This window comes from Streptomyces sp. R302, assembly GCF_012927245.1.
GTDB lineage: Bacteria > Actinomycetota > Actinomycetes > Streptomycetales > Streptomycetaceae > Streptomyces.
In genome coordinates this window covers 126,699-141,936 of the sequence record NZ_JABBGE010000007.1, presented here as the reverse complement: position 1 = coordinate 141,936, position 15,238 = coordinate 126,699, and the positions used below count along the sequence as shown (strand labels likewise).

At 70.1% G+C, this 15,238-nt stretch carries 12 protein-coding genes and 3 pseudogenes; 8 read left to right on the top strand and 7 right to left on the bottom strand.

Going from position 1 to position 15,238, the window contains the following annotated elements; all coding sequences use genetic code 11:
- Positions 1-242 precede the first annotated feature (242 nt).
- The 3 genes from HHL19_RS22375 to HHL19_RS22365 all read right to left on the bottom strand — a co-directional run bounded on the left by HHL19_RS22375 (position 243) and on the right by HHL19_RS22365 (position 4,086).
- Complete coding sequence (locus tag HHL19_RS22375; protein ID WP_169092096.1) at positions 243-1,424, bottom strand: alginate lyase family protein; 1,182 nt, start codon at positions 1,422-1,424, stop codon at positions 243-245.
- A 216-nt stretch (positions 1,425-1,640) separates the two neighbouring features.
- Complete coding sequence (locus HHL19_RS22370; protein WP_169092095.1) at positions 1,641-3,230, bottom strand: alpha/beta hydrolase; 1,590 nt, start codon at positions 3,228-3,230, stop codon at positions 1,641-1,643.
- 109 nt (positions 3,231-3,339) lie between these two features.
- Positions 3,340-4,086: a hypothetical protein gene (locus HHL19_RS22365; protein ID WP_346768371.1), complete on the bottom strand. Its 747-nt coding sequence runs from the start codon at positions 4,084-4,086 to the stop codon at positions 3,340-3,342.
- Positions 4,087-4,232: 146 nt separating this feature from the next.
- On the opposite strand from HHL19_RS22365, the gene HHL19_RS22360 reads away from it, so the two are divergent.
- Complete coding sequence (locus tag HHL19_RS22360) at positions 4,233-4,607, top strand: FKBP-type peptidyl-prolyl cis-trans isomerase (RefSeq protein ID WP_169092402.1); 375 nt, start codon at positions 4,233-4,235, stop codon at positions 4,605-4,607.
- Between the two features lie 924 nt (positions 4,608-5,531).
- Here HHL19_RS22360 and HHL19_RS22355 read toward each other — a convergent pair.
- Both HHL19_RS22355 and HHL19_RS22350 read right to left on the bottom strand, forming a co-directional pair.
- Positions 5,532-5,975: a Scr1 family TA system antitoxin-like transcriptional regulator gene (locus HHL19_RS22355; RefSeq protein WP_169092094.1), complete on the bottom strand. Its 444-nt coding sequence runs from the start codon at positions 5,973-5,975 to the stop codon at positions 5,532-5,534.
- 108 nt (positions 5,976-6,083) lie between these two features.
- A complete protein-coding gene (locus HHL19_RS22350; RefSeq protein ID WP_169092093.1) occupies positions 6,084-6,578 on the bottom strand; it encodes a hypothetical protein in 495 nt (164 codons plus the stop codon).
- Positions 6,579-7,121: 543 nt separating this feature from the next.
- On the opposite strand from HHL19_RS22350, the pseudogene HHL19_RS22345 reads away from it, so the two are divergent.
- The 5 genes and pseudogenes from HHL19_RS22345 (at position 7,122) to HHL19_RS22330 (ending at position 10,725) form a co-directional block, all read left to right on the top strand.
- A pseudogene (locus tag HHL19_RS22345) lies at positions 7,122-7,974 on the top strand (IS5 family transposase).
- A complete protein-coding gene (locus HHL19_RS22340) occupies positions 7,971-8,369 on the top strand; it encodes a hypothetical protein (RefSeq protein ID WP_169092092.1) in 399 nt (132 codons plus the stop codon). Before HHL19_RS22345 ends, HHL19_RS22340 begins: the two are co-directional and overlap by 4 nt.
- An 11-nt stretch (positions 8,370-8,380) precedes the next feature.
- Positions 8,381-9,073, top strand: a pseudogene (locus tag HHL19_RS37560) (IS5 family transposase); the annotation flags it as partial.
- Positions 9,074-9,232: 159 nt separating this feature from the next.
- Positions 9,233-9,826 carry a TetR/AcrR family transcriptional regulator gene (locus HHL19_RS37555; RefSeq protein WP_240981830.1) on the top strand — a complete coding sequence of 198 codons (594 nt, stop codon included), beginning with the start codon at positions 9,233-9,235 and terminating at the stop codon, positions 9,824-9,826.
- A gap of 41 nt (positions 9,827-9,867) precedes the next feature.
- Complete coding sequence (locus HHL19_RS22330) at positions 9,868-10,725, top strand: alpha/beta hydrolase (RefSeq protein ID WP_169092401.1); 858 nt, start codon at positions 9,868-9,870, stop codon at positions 10,723-10,725.
- 115 nt (positions 10,726-10,840) lie between these two features.
- Here HHL19_RS22330 and HHL19_RS22325 read toward each other — a convergent pair whose 3' ends face one another.
- Together HHL19_RS22325 and HHL19_RS22320 are read right to left on the bottom strand one after the other, a co-directional pair.
- Positions 10,841-12,517 (bottom strand): carbohydrate binding domain-containing protein, encoded by a 1,677-nt coding sequence (locus HHL19_RS22325; RefSeq protein ID WP_169092090.1) that lies wholly within the window; start codon positions 12,515-12,517, stop codon positions 10,841-10,843.
- A gap of 336 nt (positions 12,518-12,853) precedes the next feature.
- Complete coding sequence (locus HHL19_RS22320; protein ID WP_240981802.1) at positions 12,854-13,291, bottom strand: MarR family transcriptional regulator; 438 nt, start codon at positions 13,289-13,291, stop codon at positions 12,854-12,856.
- Between the two features lie 118 nt (positions 13,292-13,409).
- Here HHL19_RS22320 and HHL19_RS22315 point away from each other — a divergent pair, with 118 nt between their 5' ends.
- Positions 13,410-14,537 (top strand): NADH:flavin oxidoreductase, encoded by a 1,128-nt coding sequence (locus tag HHL19_RS22315; protein WP_169092089.1) that lies wholly within the window; start codon positions 13,410-13,412, stop codon positions 14,535-14,537.
- A gap of 523 nt (positions 14,538-15,060) precedes the next feature.
- Positions 15,061-15,235 (top strand): annotated as a pseudogene (locus HHL19_RS37550) (transposase); the annotation flags it as partial.
- Positions 15,236-15,238 lie beyond the last annotated feature (3 nt).

Below are 15,238 nucleotides of genomic sequence, written 5' to 3'. Positions count from 1 at the left end.
GCTCACACCGGGAGAGGGTGCCGAGCACGCGGGCTCTGGTGGTGCCGAGACCATCACAGCCGTCGTGCGCGCTGGGTCGCTCCTCGGCCCGCACCGTAGGGGTGCTTCCTCCGCACGACTGGAGCGGACCAGGAAGCAGCCGAGCCTTCACCATGCACGCCGCCACCTCCTCCTCCTCCTCCGGGTCGGTGGGGGCCGTCCCAGGCTGCTCGCCCCGGCCGGACCCCACCTTCGGATCCTGATCAGGAGGGGTTGTCCCCGTGGGTGAGGGTCTCCCACGCGACGAAGAGGTTGTTGCTGCCGACCGGACGGTTGCGCTTGGTCAGCGCCTCGGTGTTGGTCATGGCGAAGCCGAGACGGTTGTGCATGGCGTTGTAACCGACCTCGGTGACGGGACCGAGCCCCAGGTGCGGACTGCCCCCGCACAGCGTGCTCGGCACGGCCGCGCCGAGTTCGTACTTCGAATGGAAGCCGAGCGCCTGGCGCAGCCGCTCGCCGACGTCCGTGCCGTACAGGTCCTGGCCCTGGATCCGGCTGGTCTCGGCGACGTGCGCGATCGCGGAGATGCCGTAGCCGGTGTGGGTGAAGTCGCGGCAGGTCTCCTGGGTGAGGCCGGTGGTGAAGGTCGACTGGCCCTGCCAGTACTTGACGATCTTGTCGCGGGTGTCGAGGTTCTGGCTCGGTACGGTCTTCGGCAGCGCGCCGTCGGAGGCGAGGTACACGTAGGCGGCGGTCCGCGTGCGGAACTTCGCCATGGCCTTGTCGTACGACGCCCTGTCCTCCAGGAAGACGGACATGCCGACGGCGGCCTCCATCATCGACAGCTCCCAGTTCCCGTTGGAGTGGGAGCCGTTGATAACCTCGGGAAGGTGGACGTCGCGGAGCATCGTCGCGAACCGGCCCGAGTTCGGCCAGCCGCCCGTGTACGTGTACTTGATGATCTCGGCGGCCTTGGGCCACGAGGAGCCCGCCCAGCCGGTCTGGAGCGGGGCGTTGCTGTTGGTGTGGTCCGTGATGACGGCGGACCAGGCGTCCATCAACTGGATGGACTTCCGCGCGTAGCGGGCGTCCCGGCTGATGTACCAGGCGAGGGCGTTGGTGTACGCCGCGATCGCGTCCTCCCGCTCGTCGGTACAGCCGTAATTGGGGTTCGAGTACGAGCCGCACTCCACGACCGCGCGGGGCTTCGGCGTGCGGTTCAGGTCGGCGTACTTGCTCGCCATCATCTGGTCGTAGGCGCTCTTCCAGGGCTGGGCGCCGGCGAGCACCTTGGAACGGGCGAAGTCCAACTGTCCCTGGGAGACGGTGACTCCGGGATGTGCGAAGACGGCGGGGGCGGCTTCGGCGCGGGGCGCGGACGGCCAGGCGAGAGCACCGGCGACGACGACGGCGGCGACGGCCGCGAGGGGTGCGGTTCTGCGCATGGGTGGGGGCCTTCCGTTCTCGTGTTGAACGTGAAACACCTTGAGGGGATGGCGTGTTGAGCCGAGACCATAGGTCTGGACCATCCTTCCGTCAAGATGTGAAGGAAGGGTGAGGGGGAGGGATGAGGGGGAGGGAGGAGGGCGACACAGCCAGGGGAGACGTGCCCTGACCCCGTACGCGCAGGACGTGGCCGTATCCGCCGACGTATCGACCGCTCAGCACCGCGCGTCGGTGTCCGGGCGTTCGCCGGTCAGGAGGAAGTGGGTGACCGTTCGGTCGCCGCAGGCGTTGCCGGTGCCGCCGGCGGCGATCAGGTACGCGCCGTGGCCGCCTCGGTCGACGGAGACCATCCGGGCGCGGTCGCCGAGGGCCTGGCGCATCTTCAGGCCGGAGGAGTACGGGGTGGAGGGATCCCGCAGGTTCTGGATCATCAGGATGTTGGACGGCCCGTCGTCGGTGAGGCGGACCGGCTTCTCCACCGCCCCGCCCTTCCAGAAGGCGCAGGGAGTGATGTTCACGGGCATGCCACCGGTCAGCGGGTGACGGGCCCGGTCGGCGGCGACCGCCTTCTCGTACGCCGGTACGGAACGGGGCCATGTGACGTCGTTGCAGACCACGCCCACGGTGATCGTGGTGGCCTCGTCGGGCATCGGCCCGGTCAGCTCCGGCGGCAGCACGGGCAAGGCATTCGGGTCGAGTGCCTGGCCGACGAGGCGCGCGAAGCCGGGGAAGGCGGCGTCGGAGTAGAGGGCGGACTGCAGCGCCTGCCGGAGCGCGGCGCCGGTGAGGAGGGCGCCGGGGACCGTGGTGGCGCGGGGGGCGCGGTCGAGACGTGCGGCGAGGGCGAGGACGAGGGAGCGCACCTCCTCGGGCCCGTCCGCCAGCCGCAGGCCTTCCGCCTCGCGGTCCGGGTGCGAGGCCCAGGCCGCGAAGTCCGGGAACCGGTCCTCGGCGCCCTTCGCCATGTCGGCGAGCCAGCCGTACGCGAGCCGGCGCGGGTCCGGGTCGGCGCTGCTGTCCAGGACCCAGCGATCGGTCCGGCCCGGGTACTCCTGCGCGTATCGGGCGGCGACGTACGTCCCGTACGAGTTGGCCCACGCCGACACCTTCCGCTCACCGAGCGCCTGCCGCAGGACCTCCATGTCCCGCACCTGGTTGGCGGTGGTGAGGCTCCGCAGCATGGCCCCGCCGTTGCGGTCGCAGGCCTCGGCGATCCGGCGCGCCCGCTCGACGTTGGAGCCGATCGACCCGTCGGCGGCGGGCCAGGACCGCAGGGTCACCAGCCACCGGTCCTGGTCCGCGAGCCCGCACCGCGCCTTCGTCGAGCCGCCGACCCCGCGCGGATCGAAGGCGACGAGGTCGTATGCATCGCCGGTCTCCTTCGCGAGCGCGGCACCCTTCTGCGAGAGCCGTTGCACCCCGGAGCTCCCGGGCCCGCCCGCGATCACGAGCAGCGTCCCGCGGCGGGCCTCCGGCCGAGTGGAGGCCAGCCGGGAGACGGCGATGTCCACGCGCGGTCCGGTCGGGTCGCCGTAGTCGAGCGGCACGGCGAGCGTCGCGCACTGCTGCCCGGCACCCGGCTTCACCGAAGCAGGACAGTCGTCCCAATGCAGACCGTCACCGTCAACGTGACCATCACCGTCACTGTCAGCGATTGCGGTCTGGGTGGCAGATGCGGGCGCTGGGCGGGCCTTGCTGCCGGTCGCGCTCGCGGGGCCTCCCGCGGCGACGAGTCCCACGGAGGCGATGGCCGCGACGGCCAGGGTGGAGGCGGCAAGTGACGTACTCATACGGCGTGTTGTCATGCCTCAAGCTTGTCGCCGGATGGGCCCCCGCCCCATCCGGCCACCGGCCCCATCGGGGGTGAGGCCACCCCCCCCAGTGGCATCCGGAGCGACTCCGGGTCCTGTCGCCCTACCGCTCAGCGGCGTCGTCCGCACCGTCGATGTCGTAGATCCGTTGTTGAAGTTGCTCAGCTGCCCAGTCCAGGCCGACGCCCAGGTCGAACCACTGCCGATCCCTGCGGACTCCGGGCGGCGCGAGGTCCACCGCCGCCCACGAGAAGACCCCGAGGAGCACGGAACGACCGTGCTGTGCGGTACGGACGGACAACGCGAAGGGGGCGGCGAGAGCCGCGCGGGTCACCAGCAGGGTCTGCTCGTCCTCGGAGCGGGGACGCGCGCCCGTGAGGAAGTGGGGCGTCTCAAGGACCTTGACCCACTCGACGACCGCGTCCGCCACCTGCGCGCGCAAGGAGTCCTCGATGCCGGCCCGGAGTGCCGCGGCAGGATCGTCGCCGAGCCAGCCGAGCCAGTGACCGGAGGTGTTGAGCTTGCCGAAGTCGTCCTGTGGCACGCCGTGGCGGGGATTCTTCTCGTACTCACCGGTGAGATTCCCGTTCCCGTCCACCAGCCAGGCGCCGCGAATCGCCTCCGGCGGCACATAGCCGTTCGGGTCGTCGATGTACGTCGGGTCGATCTCGGCGACGCTGCCACCCGGGTGCTCCGCGGCCGCGGCCAGCAGCCCCGGATCGGTCGGTACGGACCGACGCCGACTCCCTCGACTCCCCCGACTCCACGATCCGAAACGTCCCACGTTCGCCTCGCCCCCATCCGCGTCTGGCCAGTCGACCGTGATTGTGCCGCACGCGGTCGATGTCACAGCAGACGGGGTGCGCGCGGGGAGAGGGGGAGGAGGGGGAAGAGCCTCCGCCCCTGCCGGACAGCACGGGTCGGGTGGGTGAGAATGATCGCTTAGGCATGTCGGACGACGACGGGTCGGCCGGCGACGAGAGCGAGGAGCGGGCGATGGCCCTTGAGCGACCTGAGATCGAGTCCCCCCGAGGCAGGCCGTCCCCCTATCTGCACATCGAGGATCTGGTGGTCGGGGACGGGGCCGAAGCCACCAAGGGATCCGTGGTGGGGGTCCACTACGTGGGCGTGGCCCACTCCACGGGCGAGGAGTTCGACGCCTCGTGGAACCGCGGTGAGGCCTTCGAGTTCACGCTGGGAGGACGGCAGGTCATCAAGGGCTGGGACATGGGCGTGCGCGGCATGAAGGTCGGCGGCCGCCGGAAGCTGGTCATCCCGCCCCACCTGGCCTACGGCGACCGCTCGCCGTCGTCGGCCATCAAGCCGGGCGAGACACTGATCTTCGTGGTCGACCTCCTGTCGGTCGGCTGACGCCACGGTCGCGCCCTCCGCGGCGCACCCGGCGCGCGGGAAGGGCCTCTTCCGGAGAGCGGGGCCCTTCCCGTACCGACGAGCGATTCGCCTGCTCCTTCGCGATCGGCGCAGGTTCCGAGACGTCTACGTCTTCCAGACGTGCCGCGACGGAACGGCCACACGGTCGAGACAGGGCGCCACTTCGCGTGCGGTGGGGTCGTTGTCCCTCCAGGCTTTCAAGAGGGCTGACGCGGTGGAGCCGGACTCGTCGTCGCCAGTTACGCCTCAGAGATCCGTCGTAGGCGCGGCAGTACGAGGGGACGACAGGCCCGATCGGACCGACGGGTCGATCGCGTCGAAGTTCGGGCGGCGGTTGAGGTGGCGGGCAGTCCAGGAGCGGTACGACATGCTCAGAGCGGCGTTCGCGCTCCCGCACGGCACGCGTCGCGACCGTCTGGGCGGCCACCGTGCTGTCCGTCGAACGGTGACGGGTCGGATGCCGGCCGGCGCGGACGCGGGGCGCGGCCGAACGACGCGAGCGCCTTCAGGACGGCTACCGCGGTGGGCCGCTACCTGTCCGAGCTGGCCAAGGGTGAGTTTCGCGGCGGCGGCATGCGGCAGGGCCCTTTTTGCGTCTACCGCGCGGCAGACATGGGTGCCGGTGTGGGTGCTCAGCAGGCTGGGCAGGGGCAGGTTCTTCGGCCAGGCCGCCAGACCGCCAGGCCGCCAGGTCGGCCAGCGCCACGACGGCCGGCTGATGGGCACGGCACAGGGGCGCGGTGAAGGCTCGCCCACGCGTCCGACGGTGCTCGGCGTGGGATGGGCGGTGACGTAGGCGGCAAGGGGGACCCGGGGCTGGTTCGGTGAGGACCGCGATTCTTCCGGCCGCAGGAGTCGCTGATGAGCCGTAAAGGACGGACGTGATCGCCCGCCAGGAGCCCATCAGCTGGCGCGCCATGGCGATGACGTCGTACCGCATCCCCCGGTCCGGGCCGTGCAGTTGCTCGGCGAACAGGGCCTGCGGGCCGTCGAACCGGCGGCCGAGGGTGAGCGGGGCAGGGCGACTTCGGGCTCGGCCACGCACGCAAAGGTCCGCGAGGAACCATCCACCGTCGGCGCCTTGGTCTCCTCGGACTTGGGTGCGGGGCGCGGTCCGATCTCCATGCGTAGGGCGGCCTCGTGGATGATCAGCGCGACGTTCGGCGGATCCGCCCGCTCCAGTACCTGTTGGTGATCCATGCGGTGTGCCACGCGCAGGTCGATGTCCGAGGGGCGCAGGCGGAGGGCCACTGCCTCGAGGACGGCGCGGGCGTGGTCCTCGGTCTGCAGTATCCCCGGCATGCGCACGGTGAGCGCGATGCGCAGGGCTTCGGCGTGCCGCTCCATGCGGCGATTCCTGAGCCAACCTGCAGCCCGCCCCACCACAAGGGCCGTCGGCGTTCCCCGCCGACGGCCCTTCTTACATGGTGAGCAGAGAGACTGCCCCTGTCAGCGCTACCTCATCACGCACTTGACCCCTGTGGGATTGAACGCCGAGAGCGTGCCCGAGGTCTTGGTGCTCGCCAGCATGCCTTGGACGTAGGTCTTTTTGGTGACCTTGTAGTACTTCCTGGTCCCCTGCGCATAGGCCTCGTAGACCTGGCTGTTCGAGGAGAACTTCGGGGAAGTGCACGCCGCCGTCACGCTCGCGGAGGTGGACCTACTGAAGCTGATCGAACTGGCGACCGCGCCGCGTGAGATGCCCAGATCGGTTCCGATGGTACGTGTGACGGAGTACGTCTTCGAGAGCGTGCAGGTGCCGCCCTTCCCGGCGGAGCATGTCGCGAGCAGCTTCCCTCCCACGTTCTTGGTGGTGCCGGTGACCTTCACCGAATACTTGATCTGGACAGCGGGGCCGTCGGCGGCTGCGGTCGGTGCGAGACCGACGCCCAGGGCCGTGAGGGCGAGAGCGCCGGCCAGCGCGGTTGTCCCAGTGCGAGTTCTTGACACGTGAAGTCCTTGTCTGTTTGAAGTGGGGGGCGCTTCACCGTCATTCGTTCCATGGCGACGGCTTCCCAGGAGTGTGCCATGGGGGGCACCAGAAGGTACCTCAGATGTTTCAGGGTAGGCAGAGGCCGGTGAGGTGGCGGCATGGGCCTGCAACCCCGCCCCGCCAGAAGGGCCATCGGCATCCCGCCAGGGCGCGTGAGTTCTCGCGCAGCGAGACGAGTAACTCGTATGCGGACGTGGGCTGATGACCTGCTTGTCCATGCTTGGATGCGACGAACGCGACCCCTGATGATCAAGGTTCACGAAGCCTTTGATCACGAACAGGGGGCGCGTTCGCGTGCCATCCTCCCTGATCGACGTTCTCCAACGCCACCGCGAGAACGCCGACTTCTTGCATCTACCTGCCGAGCTTTCCGAACTCGCGGCACCGCTGCTATCGGTGGATGTCAAGTCCGACCTTCCCCGGTTCGTGATCGCTCGATCCTGGTACTGATCGCCGCGCACGGGCCACCTGTTGGGCATGCCCATGTTGAGATGCGGAGCATGGAACGAAGACCGTGTCCGAGCGACTTATCGGACGAGCAGTGGGCGTTGATCGAGTCAATGATCACGGCCTGGAAGCAGGGCCGGGTGGCACGTTCGGCGACCGGGGACCCTGGGTCCTGCGACCCGGGAGGTCGTGGACGCGATCTTCTACCAGAACCGGACGGGCTGCCAGTGGCGCTATCGGCCCCACGACTTCCCGGCCTGGTCGGCGGTGTTCTCTTACTTCGGCCTGTGGCGCCAGGACGAGCTGGACCAGCGGATCCAGGAGCTCCTGCGCTGCCAGGTGCGGGAGAGAGCCCGCCGGTTAGAGGACCCGTCCCTCGTGATCCTCGACACCCGGTCCGTTCGCGCGGCCGCCGGTGTCCCGAAGACCACGACGGGCCTGGACGCCAACAAAAAGGTGTAGGGGCGCAAGCGGGGCCTGGCCGTCGACGTGCTGGGGCTGATCATCGGTGTCGTCGTGCCGGCCGCCTCCGCTCACGACAACGCCGCCGGCACCGCCCTGCTCCACCAGACAGCCGAGCGATACGGAATGCGTCTGGAGAAGGCCCTGGTGGACCAGGGCTTCAAGGATGAGGTCCTCATCCACGGCGCCCTGCTGGACATCGACGTCGAGGTCGTCCGCCGCAACCCCGCCGACCAGGGCAAAGGCTTCGTCCCGCAGCCGAAGCGGTGGGTGGTCGAGCAGGTCAACGGCACGTTGATGCTGCACCGCCGCCTGGCCCGCGAGTATGACCACCGGCCCGACACCTCTGCCTCGCGCGTCTACTGGGCCTCCATCGCGAACATGACCCGCCGGCTCACCACACCCGCTCCGGCCTGGCGTGACACCCTCGCGATGGCAGCATGAACGTCATCGAGCTCCTGGCGGACCTCCAGGCCCAGCACGACGAGGCCACCGCCCGGGCCGGAGACCTACGCGGCCAGATCGAGCACCTCACCGTTGCCCTGGCCGAGACCGAAGCGCGACTCGCAGATCTGGTCACTACTCGAAAGGTCATCGCGGAGGTCGCACCGGCAGGAGCCGAACCCGATCCGCCCGAGACGAACACCGCCTACCAGGCCATCGTGAACGCCTTCACCCAGCACCCCGACCAGGTGTTCCGAGTCCGTGAGCTGCACGAACTCCTCAGCATGCCCACCGATGAACCGTCCGTCAACGTCACCCGCAGCCGCCTGGGCCGCCTCACCCGCCAAGGCTTCCTCACCCAGCCCGGACGAGGCCGCTACCAGAAACGGACTTAACGTCCACTGAGAAGTACGGCAACTGGCGAGGCGTCTATAACCGGCTGCGGATATGGGCCATCGACGGCACCTGGGAGCGGGTGCTCACCGCGTTGGTCGCACAGGCCGACGCCGACGAAGACCTCAACTGGACTGTCTCGGTGGACTCCACGATCGTGCGCGCACACCAGCACGCGGCCGGAGCCCGCAAGAAGGGGCCCCGCAGGCGAACCGGCCGATCACGCCATCGGTCGGTCCCGCGGTGGACTGACCGCAAAGATCCACTTGGCTTCCGATGCCCACTGTCGGCCATGGGTCTTCGTTCTTACCGCCGGACAGGCCGGCGACGCACCCGCTTTCACAGACGTCATGGCCCGCCTTCGCGGTCCTCGACGGCGAGGACGGCCCCACACCAGGCCGGACGTGCTCCTGGCCGACAAGGCGTACTCCTCCCGTGCAATCCGCGAGCACCTGCGCAAGCGCGGGAACCGCGCCGTTATTCCCATTCCGGCCGATCAACGCGGCCACCGCCTGCTGGCGGAAGCCGAGGGGGCAGGCCGCCGGCCTTCGACCGCGAGGCGTACAAGCAGCGCAACACCGTCGAACGCTGCATCAACGGCTTGAAACAGTGGCGGGGCATCGCCCCCCGCTACGAGAAGACCGCGACCATCGATCTGGCCGGACTCCACATCGCACCCGTAGCGGTGGCGGTTCTTCCGAGGCGTGATCAGCGCCTACGTCCGGGCGACTCGCCTCGTTCCTCCACCCATACCGACCATGTCGCGCACGCCGACGGTGATCCGACACGTCGACGAGGCTTGCACTCAATTGACGAACCTAATACTCCTAGCTTAAAACTAGAGCTATTAGGAATGGGGGAGCTCATGGTGCGTGCGGGGCTGACAGCGGAGCGAGTGACCGCCGTGGCGGCTGAGTTGGCGGACGAGGTCGGGTTCGACCGGGTGACCATGTCGCAGGTGGCGCGGCGGCTCGGGGTGAAGGACGCGAGTCTCTACGCGCATGTACGGAGCCTGAACGACCTGCGCGGGCGGATCGCGCTCCTTGCGGCGGACGAGAAGACGATCCGCATCGCGGAGGCGACCGCGGGGCGGGCGGGCAAGGACGCGCTGGTGGCGTTCGCGAACGCATGGCGCGCGTACGCCCACGAGCACCCGGGCCGCTACACCGCGACGCAGGCTCCGATCGAGATCGCCCCGGAGCTGGCCGCGGACGCGCCCGGACCGCGCCGCGCGGTCGTGCTGACGTACGGCATGCTGCGGGGCTACGGATTGGCCGAACCCGATCTGACCGACGCGGTCCGGCTGCTGCGCAGCACGTTCCACGGATTCGTCGCCCTGGAGGCGGCGGGCGGTTTCGCGCACGAGCGTACGCCGCAGCAGTCCTGGGTCCGGGCCCTCGACGCCCTGCATTCCCTCCTGGAGAACTGGCCCTCCGCCCGAGAAGGAGACCCCTCATGACCGAGCCCCTCATGGCCGAGCCCGTCATCACCGAGCCCGTCATCACCGAGCCCGTCATCGGCAGCCTGCGCGTGGACGGCGCGACCCTGCACTACGAAGTACGCGGCCGAGGCCCGCTCCTCCTGCTGATCCCCGGCGGCGCGGGCGGCGCGGCCGCCTTCGACGGCGTCGTCGACGCGCTCGCCGCCGACTACACCGTCGTGGCCTACGACCCGCGCGGCATCGGGAACAGCGCACTCGGCGCCGACGCCGACGCCGACGCCGACGCCGCCGCCGAGCAGCGCGTGTCCGAACACGCCGACGACGCCCTGCGTCTGCTGGAACACCTGTCGCCCGGCGAGCCCGCGCGGGTCTTCGGCGCCAGCTCGGGGGCGATCGCCGCGCTGCACCTGCTCGCCGCCCACCCCGAGCGCGTCGCACGCGTCGTGGCGCACGAGCCGCCCGTGGTGGAGGTCCTGCCGGACGCGGCCGAACACCGCGCGCTCCTCGCACGCGTGCGGGACACGCTTCGTACCCGGGGGCTCATGCCGGCGATGGCCGTGTTCGCCGCAGGGCTGACGGAGGGGAGTGGGAATCCCGCGCCCGAGTCCGCGACCGAGCTGCCGCCGCAGGCCGCCGCGCGGGCCGAGCGGACGATGGCCGACCTGCCGTACTTCGTCGAACGCATCGTCCCCGTCTTCATGGCCTACACCCCCGACATCCCCCGCCTGGCAGCCCTGTCGGACCGGCTCGTCCTCGCCGGCGGTCAGGACTCGCGCGGTGAACTCCCTTACCGTGCAACCGCATTCCTCGCCGAACTCCTCGGCGTGGACCTCCAGCACTTCCCCGGCGGACACACCGGCTCGACCACCCACCCCGCCGAGTTCGGCGAACTGCTGCAGAAGACCCTGTGCTCCTGAGCCGGTCCTGACCCGCCTCCCGGGGGCGGCGGACGGGCACGGTCACCGGCGCGATACGGCGGCGGGCCGGGCCCCAGGAGAGAGGGGTCCGGCCCGCCGAACGGCGTAGGTGGCGTCAGCCGGTGAAGCCGGCGGTGATCTTCGTGAACTCCCAGTCGGCCTGGGCGATGCCGGAGCAGGTCTCGGTCACCCCGCCGCCGGCGCAGCCCCGGTCGCGGTTGACGGACCAGAAGGCGAGCCGGGCGATGTGGTGGGTGTTGGCCCAGTCCCGAATGCCGGTCCAGGTCTGCGGGGTGGTGACCTCCTGCTGGTCGGAGAGGCCGTTCATGCCGGAGATGCCGACGTGGGCGTAGGCGGTGGCGTCGTCCCAGCCGTAGACGGACTTGAGCTTGTTCTTCAGGCCGTCGGCGGCCTTGACGGTGTTGCCGTACATGTCGGCGCCGCCGCCGAAGTCGAAGGGCATGATGGTGAAGACGTCGATGCCGGCGTTCAGCGCCTTGGACTGTTCGATGAGCCGGTTGCCCCAGGAGGTCGGGCCGGTAGTCGAGGTGCCGAAGGTGAGGATGGTGCGCAGGCCCGGGTTGTTCGCCTTGACGATCTTCAGCGCGCCGAGGACGCGGTCCTGGACGGCGGCGTTCTCGAACTCGTCGGTGTTCTCGATGTCGACGTCGATGGACTTGAGCCCGTAGGCGTCGATGACCTTCTGGTACGCGCCGGCGAGGGCCTCCGGGGTGGCGCAGTTGGGGCCGAGCTTGTTGCCGGACCAGCCGCCGATGGACGGGACGATGTCGCCGCCGGCCGCCCGGATGGCGTTGATGGTGGACTGGTCGATCCCGCCGGTGAGCGGACGCTGGCCGTCCCAGGCCGGGTTGCAGCCGCCGGAGGAGAGGATGAAGGCCATGGTGAAGGTCTTGATGCCGGTGGCGTTCATGACCGTGGCCGGGGCCGGCGGGTTGCCCCAGCCGAGGTACAGGTAGGGCGCGGCCTGCTTGAAGCCGGTGCCGCCCCCGCCGCCCGCCTCGGTGCTGACCGTGACCGGAGCGGACGCGGGGGAGACGTTGCCGGCGGCGTCGCGGGCCCTGACGGTGAAGGTGTACGCGGTGCTCGGGGCAAGCCCGCCGACCGTGGCGGTCGTGCCCGTCACCGTGCTGACCTTGGCGGCCCCCTGGTAGACGTCGTACCCCGTGACGCCCACGTCGTCGGAGGCCGCGGCCCAGGCTAGGGTCACCGCGGAGGCGGTCTTCGAAGCCACCTGGAGGCCCGTGGGCGCGCTCGGGGCCTGCGTGTCGCCGCCGCCCCCGCCGCCGGGGCCGTCGAGGCTGAGGTCGTCGGCGTAGTAGGTGCCCTGCCCGTACCAGCCGTGGGTGTAGACGGTGGCACTGGTCTGGCTCGCGCCGGTGGTGAAGCTCAGCGAGAGGCGCTGGTACGAGGGTGCCGACGCGGTCCAGGTCGAGGCGCTGCCGTCGACGCCGAGGTACACGTAATTGCCGCGCACCCAACCGGCCAGCGTGTAGGTCGTGTTGGGCTGGACGGCGACCGTCTGGGCGCACCGGGCGGTGTCGGAGGCGCTCGCCGCGCCGGCCAGCGCCTTGGTACCGCCGTGGACGGGGCTCGACACCACCGAGCCGGTGCCGCCGGAGCAGCTCCACCCGGAGAGGGAGCCGGACTCGAAGCCCGGGTTCGTCAGCAGTTCGGCGGCCTGGGCGGCTGGGGCGGGCAGGGCGACCAGGGCCGCCGCGCCCAGCAGCGACGCGCCGAGCGATGCCACCAGACGGTTGCGTACGAACACCATTCCTCCAGGGGGAGCTGTGGGTGGTGATGGGGATGGGGGGGTGGGGTGGGGAGCAGGGAGAGGTGAGCGCGTCACAGATTGGACTGGACCAATCGCGTCGTCAAGACCCTCGTCTCACCCCTTGAGTCACTCCATGGAGAAATGCCTGGTGACCGCGCTCGCGAAAGAACTCGGCGGAGGCGGTGAGGAGTTGGCCGGGCGGTGGACGCCGGCCGAGGGAGTCGGCGGCTCCGGCGCTGAGGAGGTTGACACCGGTGGGGTCGACGGAGGGTGACACCGTTGGGGCCGACGGGGGGCGGTGCCCCCGGGGTCGTACCCGTCGCCAGGGGCGGAGGATCAGGCGGTGGGGTGGTCGGAGAGGAAGACTCGTTCCAGCAGGATCCGCAGACGGTCCCGGTCCTGGTCGTCGAGCCTGTCGAGGCCCTCCCGGGTGATGGGCATCCTCGCGCGGATCGCGTCGGCGACGCGCTCGCCCTCGGCGGTGAGGACGACGTTCTTGACGCGTCGGTCGGAGGTGCCGGCCTCGCGGCGCACCAGGCCGCGCTTCTCCAGTCGGTCGACGATCCCGGTGATGTTCGACGCGTCGCAGGTCATGGTCTCGGCCAGGGCCCGCATCGCCGCGGGTCCCCGACGCAGCACGGTGAGGGCCTTGCCCTGGCTCGCCGTGAGGTTCTCGCTCGCCGCCGAGGCGATGAACTCGCCGTAGTAGACGCCGAGGGACAGGGAGAGCAGCTCCATGAGCTGGGCCGTGTCGGCGCGGGGAGCTTCGGTCATGGGGTCACTCTACCCGGAGATACTTGACTACCTCAAATATCGACCTCTACCGTCTTCGTCATTGCATGAGGTTCTCAAGCATCGAAGTTGTCAAGCAGTAGCCATGAGGAGCGTTTCTGTGACCGTCACCGAGTCCCCCGCCTCCCGCGCGGCCGAGATCCTTTCCCGGCCCGTCGCGCTGAACGGCCTGACCGTCCCGAACCGCATCGCGATGGCGCCGATGACGCGCATGTTCTCCCCGGGCGGCGTCGCCGGCGAGGACGTGCGCTCCTACTACGCCCGCCGTGCCGCCGCCGGCGTGGGACTGATCGTCACCGAGGGGACCTACGTCGGCCACGACTCGGCCGGCCAGAGCGACCGGGTGCCGCGGTTCCACGGCGAGGAGCAGCTCGCGGGCTGGGCCAAGGTCGCCGAGGCCGTGCACGCGGAGGGCGGCACGATCGTCCCGCAGCTCTGGCACATCGGCATGGTCCGCAAGGAGGGCCAGGCGCCCTACCCCGAGGCCCCCGCCGTCGGCCCCTCCGGCATCCGCACCGACGGCACCGAGGGCGAGGGCAAGGCGATGACCCAGCGCGACCTCGACGACGTCATCGGCGCCTTCGCCGAGGCCGCGGCCGCCGCCGAGCGCATCGGCTTCGACGGCGTCGAGCTGCACGGCGCCCACGGCTACCTCATCGACCAGTTCCTGTGGTCGGGGACGAACCGCCGTACCGACGCCTACGGCGGCGACCCCGTGGCCCGTACGAGGTTCGCGGCCGAGATCGTGGCGGCCGTGCGCGCGAGCGTCTCGCCCGACTTCCCGGTGATCTTCCGCTATTCGCAGTGGAAGCAGGACGCCTACGAGGCGCGGCTCGCCGAGACGCCGCAGGAGCTGGAGGCGATCCTGTCCCCGCTCGCCGCGGCCGGCGTCGACGCCTTCCACGCCTCCACCCGCCGGTACTGGATCCCCGAGTTCGAAGGCTCGGACCTGAACCTCGCGGGCTGGACCAAGAAGCTCACCGGCAGGCCCACCATCACCGTCGGCTCGGTCGGCCTCGACGGCGACTTCATCGGCGCCTTCGTGGGCCAGGGCTCTCCGGTGCAGGGCATCGACGAGCTCCTGGACCGCCTGGAGGGGGACGAGTTCGACATGGTCGCCGTCGGCCGCGCCCTGCTCCAGGACCCCGAGTGGGCGTCGAAGGTCCTGTCGGGCCGGTTCGACGAGCTGAAGCCGTACGACGCTGCCGCGGTGAAGACGCTGAGCTAGGTTCCGTCCGGCCGATCTCGGGCTGCGGCTCGGGCTGTGGGAGGATGCTGTTCATGACCTGCATCCGAAGGGGCCGTGCCTCGTAGAACACCAGCTTCACTTCGGCCACGGGAACGCAGGTGGAGTGCACCCTGGGTGCGGTATCGCGATGTCCCGGGTCTGTCGGGAGCGGCCAACGCCGCTGTCCGTGTGCTCGAACGGGAGCGATTGTCTCCGGGCGTCGTGGCGGTGGCGCTGAGCGTGTGGTCCGTGCGCGTCCACGGCACGAGGCGCCGGTGGAGGCAAGGGGAGGCGGAGTTCACCTGCCCCTGCTGCGGCGAGGGTTGGGCCCGGGACAAGCTGCAAGACGCTTTGTTCATGCTTCCGCCAAGGGCCGCGGGTGAACTCCGGGTGCAGGTCGAGCGCCTGGACGCGGTGCTCCTCGGGCGAACGCATCACGAGCCGACGGAAGACCCGGGGCTGGCGTGGTGGCATCGCAGATGCTGACCGTACCCATGTCACCCACTGGTTCCTTGGCTCTTGCGTGACCGGTCGGGGGGATCCGACGGAGGCGGAGTGGCGACGTCTGGAACCGCTCCTGCCCACGGACAACAACCGCTGCAGGTGGTGCCGTTGATCACCGTCAGGTGATCAACGGCATCCTGCACCGGGTGCGAACCGGGGAGCAGCGGCGCGACCTGCCTGAACGCTACCGGCCGGCG

Excerpts from the sequence above, each read along its gene's own strand:
- HHL19_RS22320 (WP_240981802.1), bottom strand. The coding sequence starts at position 13,291 with ATGACCGAAGCTCCCCGCGCCGACACGGCCCAGCTCATGGAGCTGCTC.
- HHL19_RS22340 (WP_169092092.1), top strand. The coding sequence starts at position 7,971 with ATGAACGTCATCGAGCTCCTGGCGGACCTCCAGGCCCAGCACGACGAG.
- HHL19_RS22325 (WP_169092090.1), bottom strand. The coding sequence starts at position 12,517 with ATGGTGTTCGTACGCAACCGTCTGGTGGCATCGCTCGGCGCGTCGCTG.
- HHL19_RS22360 (WP_169092402.1), top strand. The coding sequence starts at position 4,233 with ATGGCCCTTGAGCGACCTGAGATCGAGTCCCCCCGAGGCAGGCCGTCC.
- HHL19_RS37555 (WP_240981830.1), top strand. The coding sequence starts at position 9,233 with ATGGTGCGTGCGGGGCTGACAGCGGAGCGAGTGACCGCCGTGGCGGCT.
- HHL19_RS22355 (WP_169092094.1), bottom strand. The coding sequence starts at position 5,975 with ATGGAGCGGCACGCCGAAGCCCTGCGCATCGCGCTCACCGTGCGCATG.
- HHL19_RS22375 (WP_169092096.1), bottom strand. The coding sequence starts at position 1,424 with ATGCGCAGAACCGCACCCCTCGCGGCCGTCGCCGCCGTCGTCGTCGCC.
- HHL19_RS22370 (WP_169092095.1), bottom strand. The coding sequence starts at position 3,230 with ATGACAACACGCCGTATGAGTACGTCACTTGCCGCCTCCACCCTGGCC.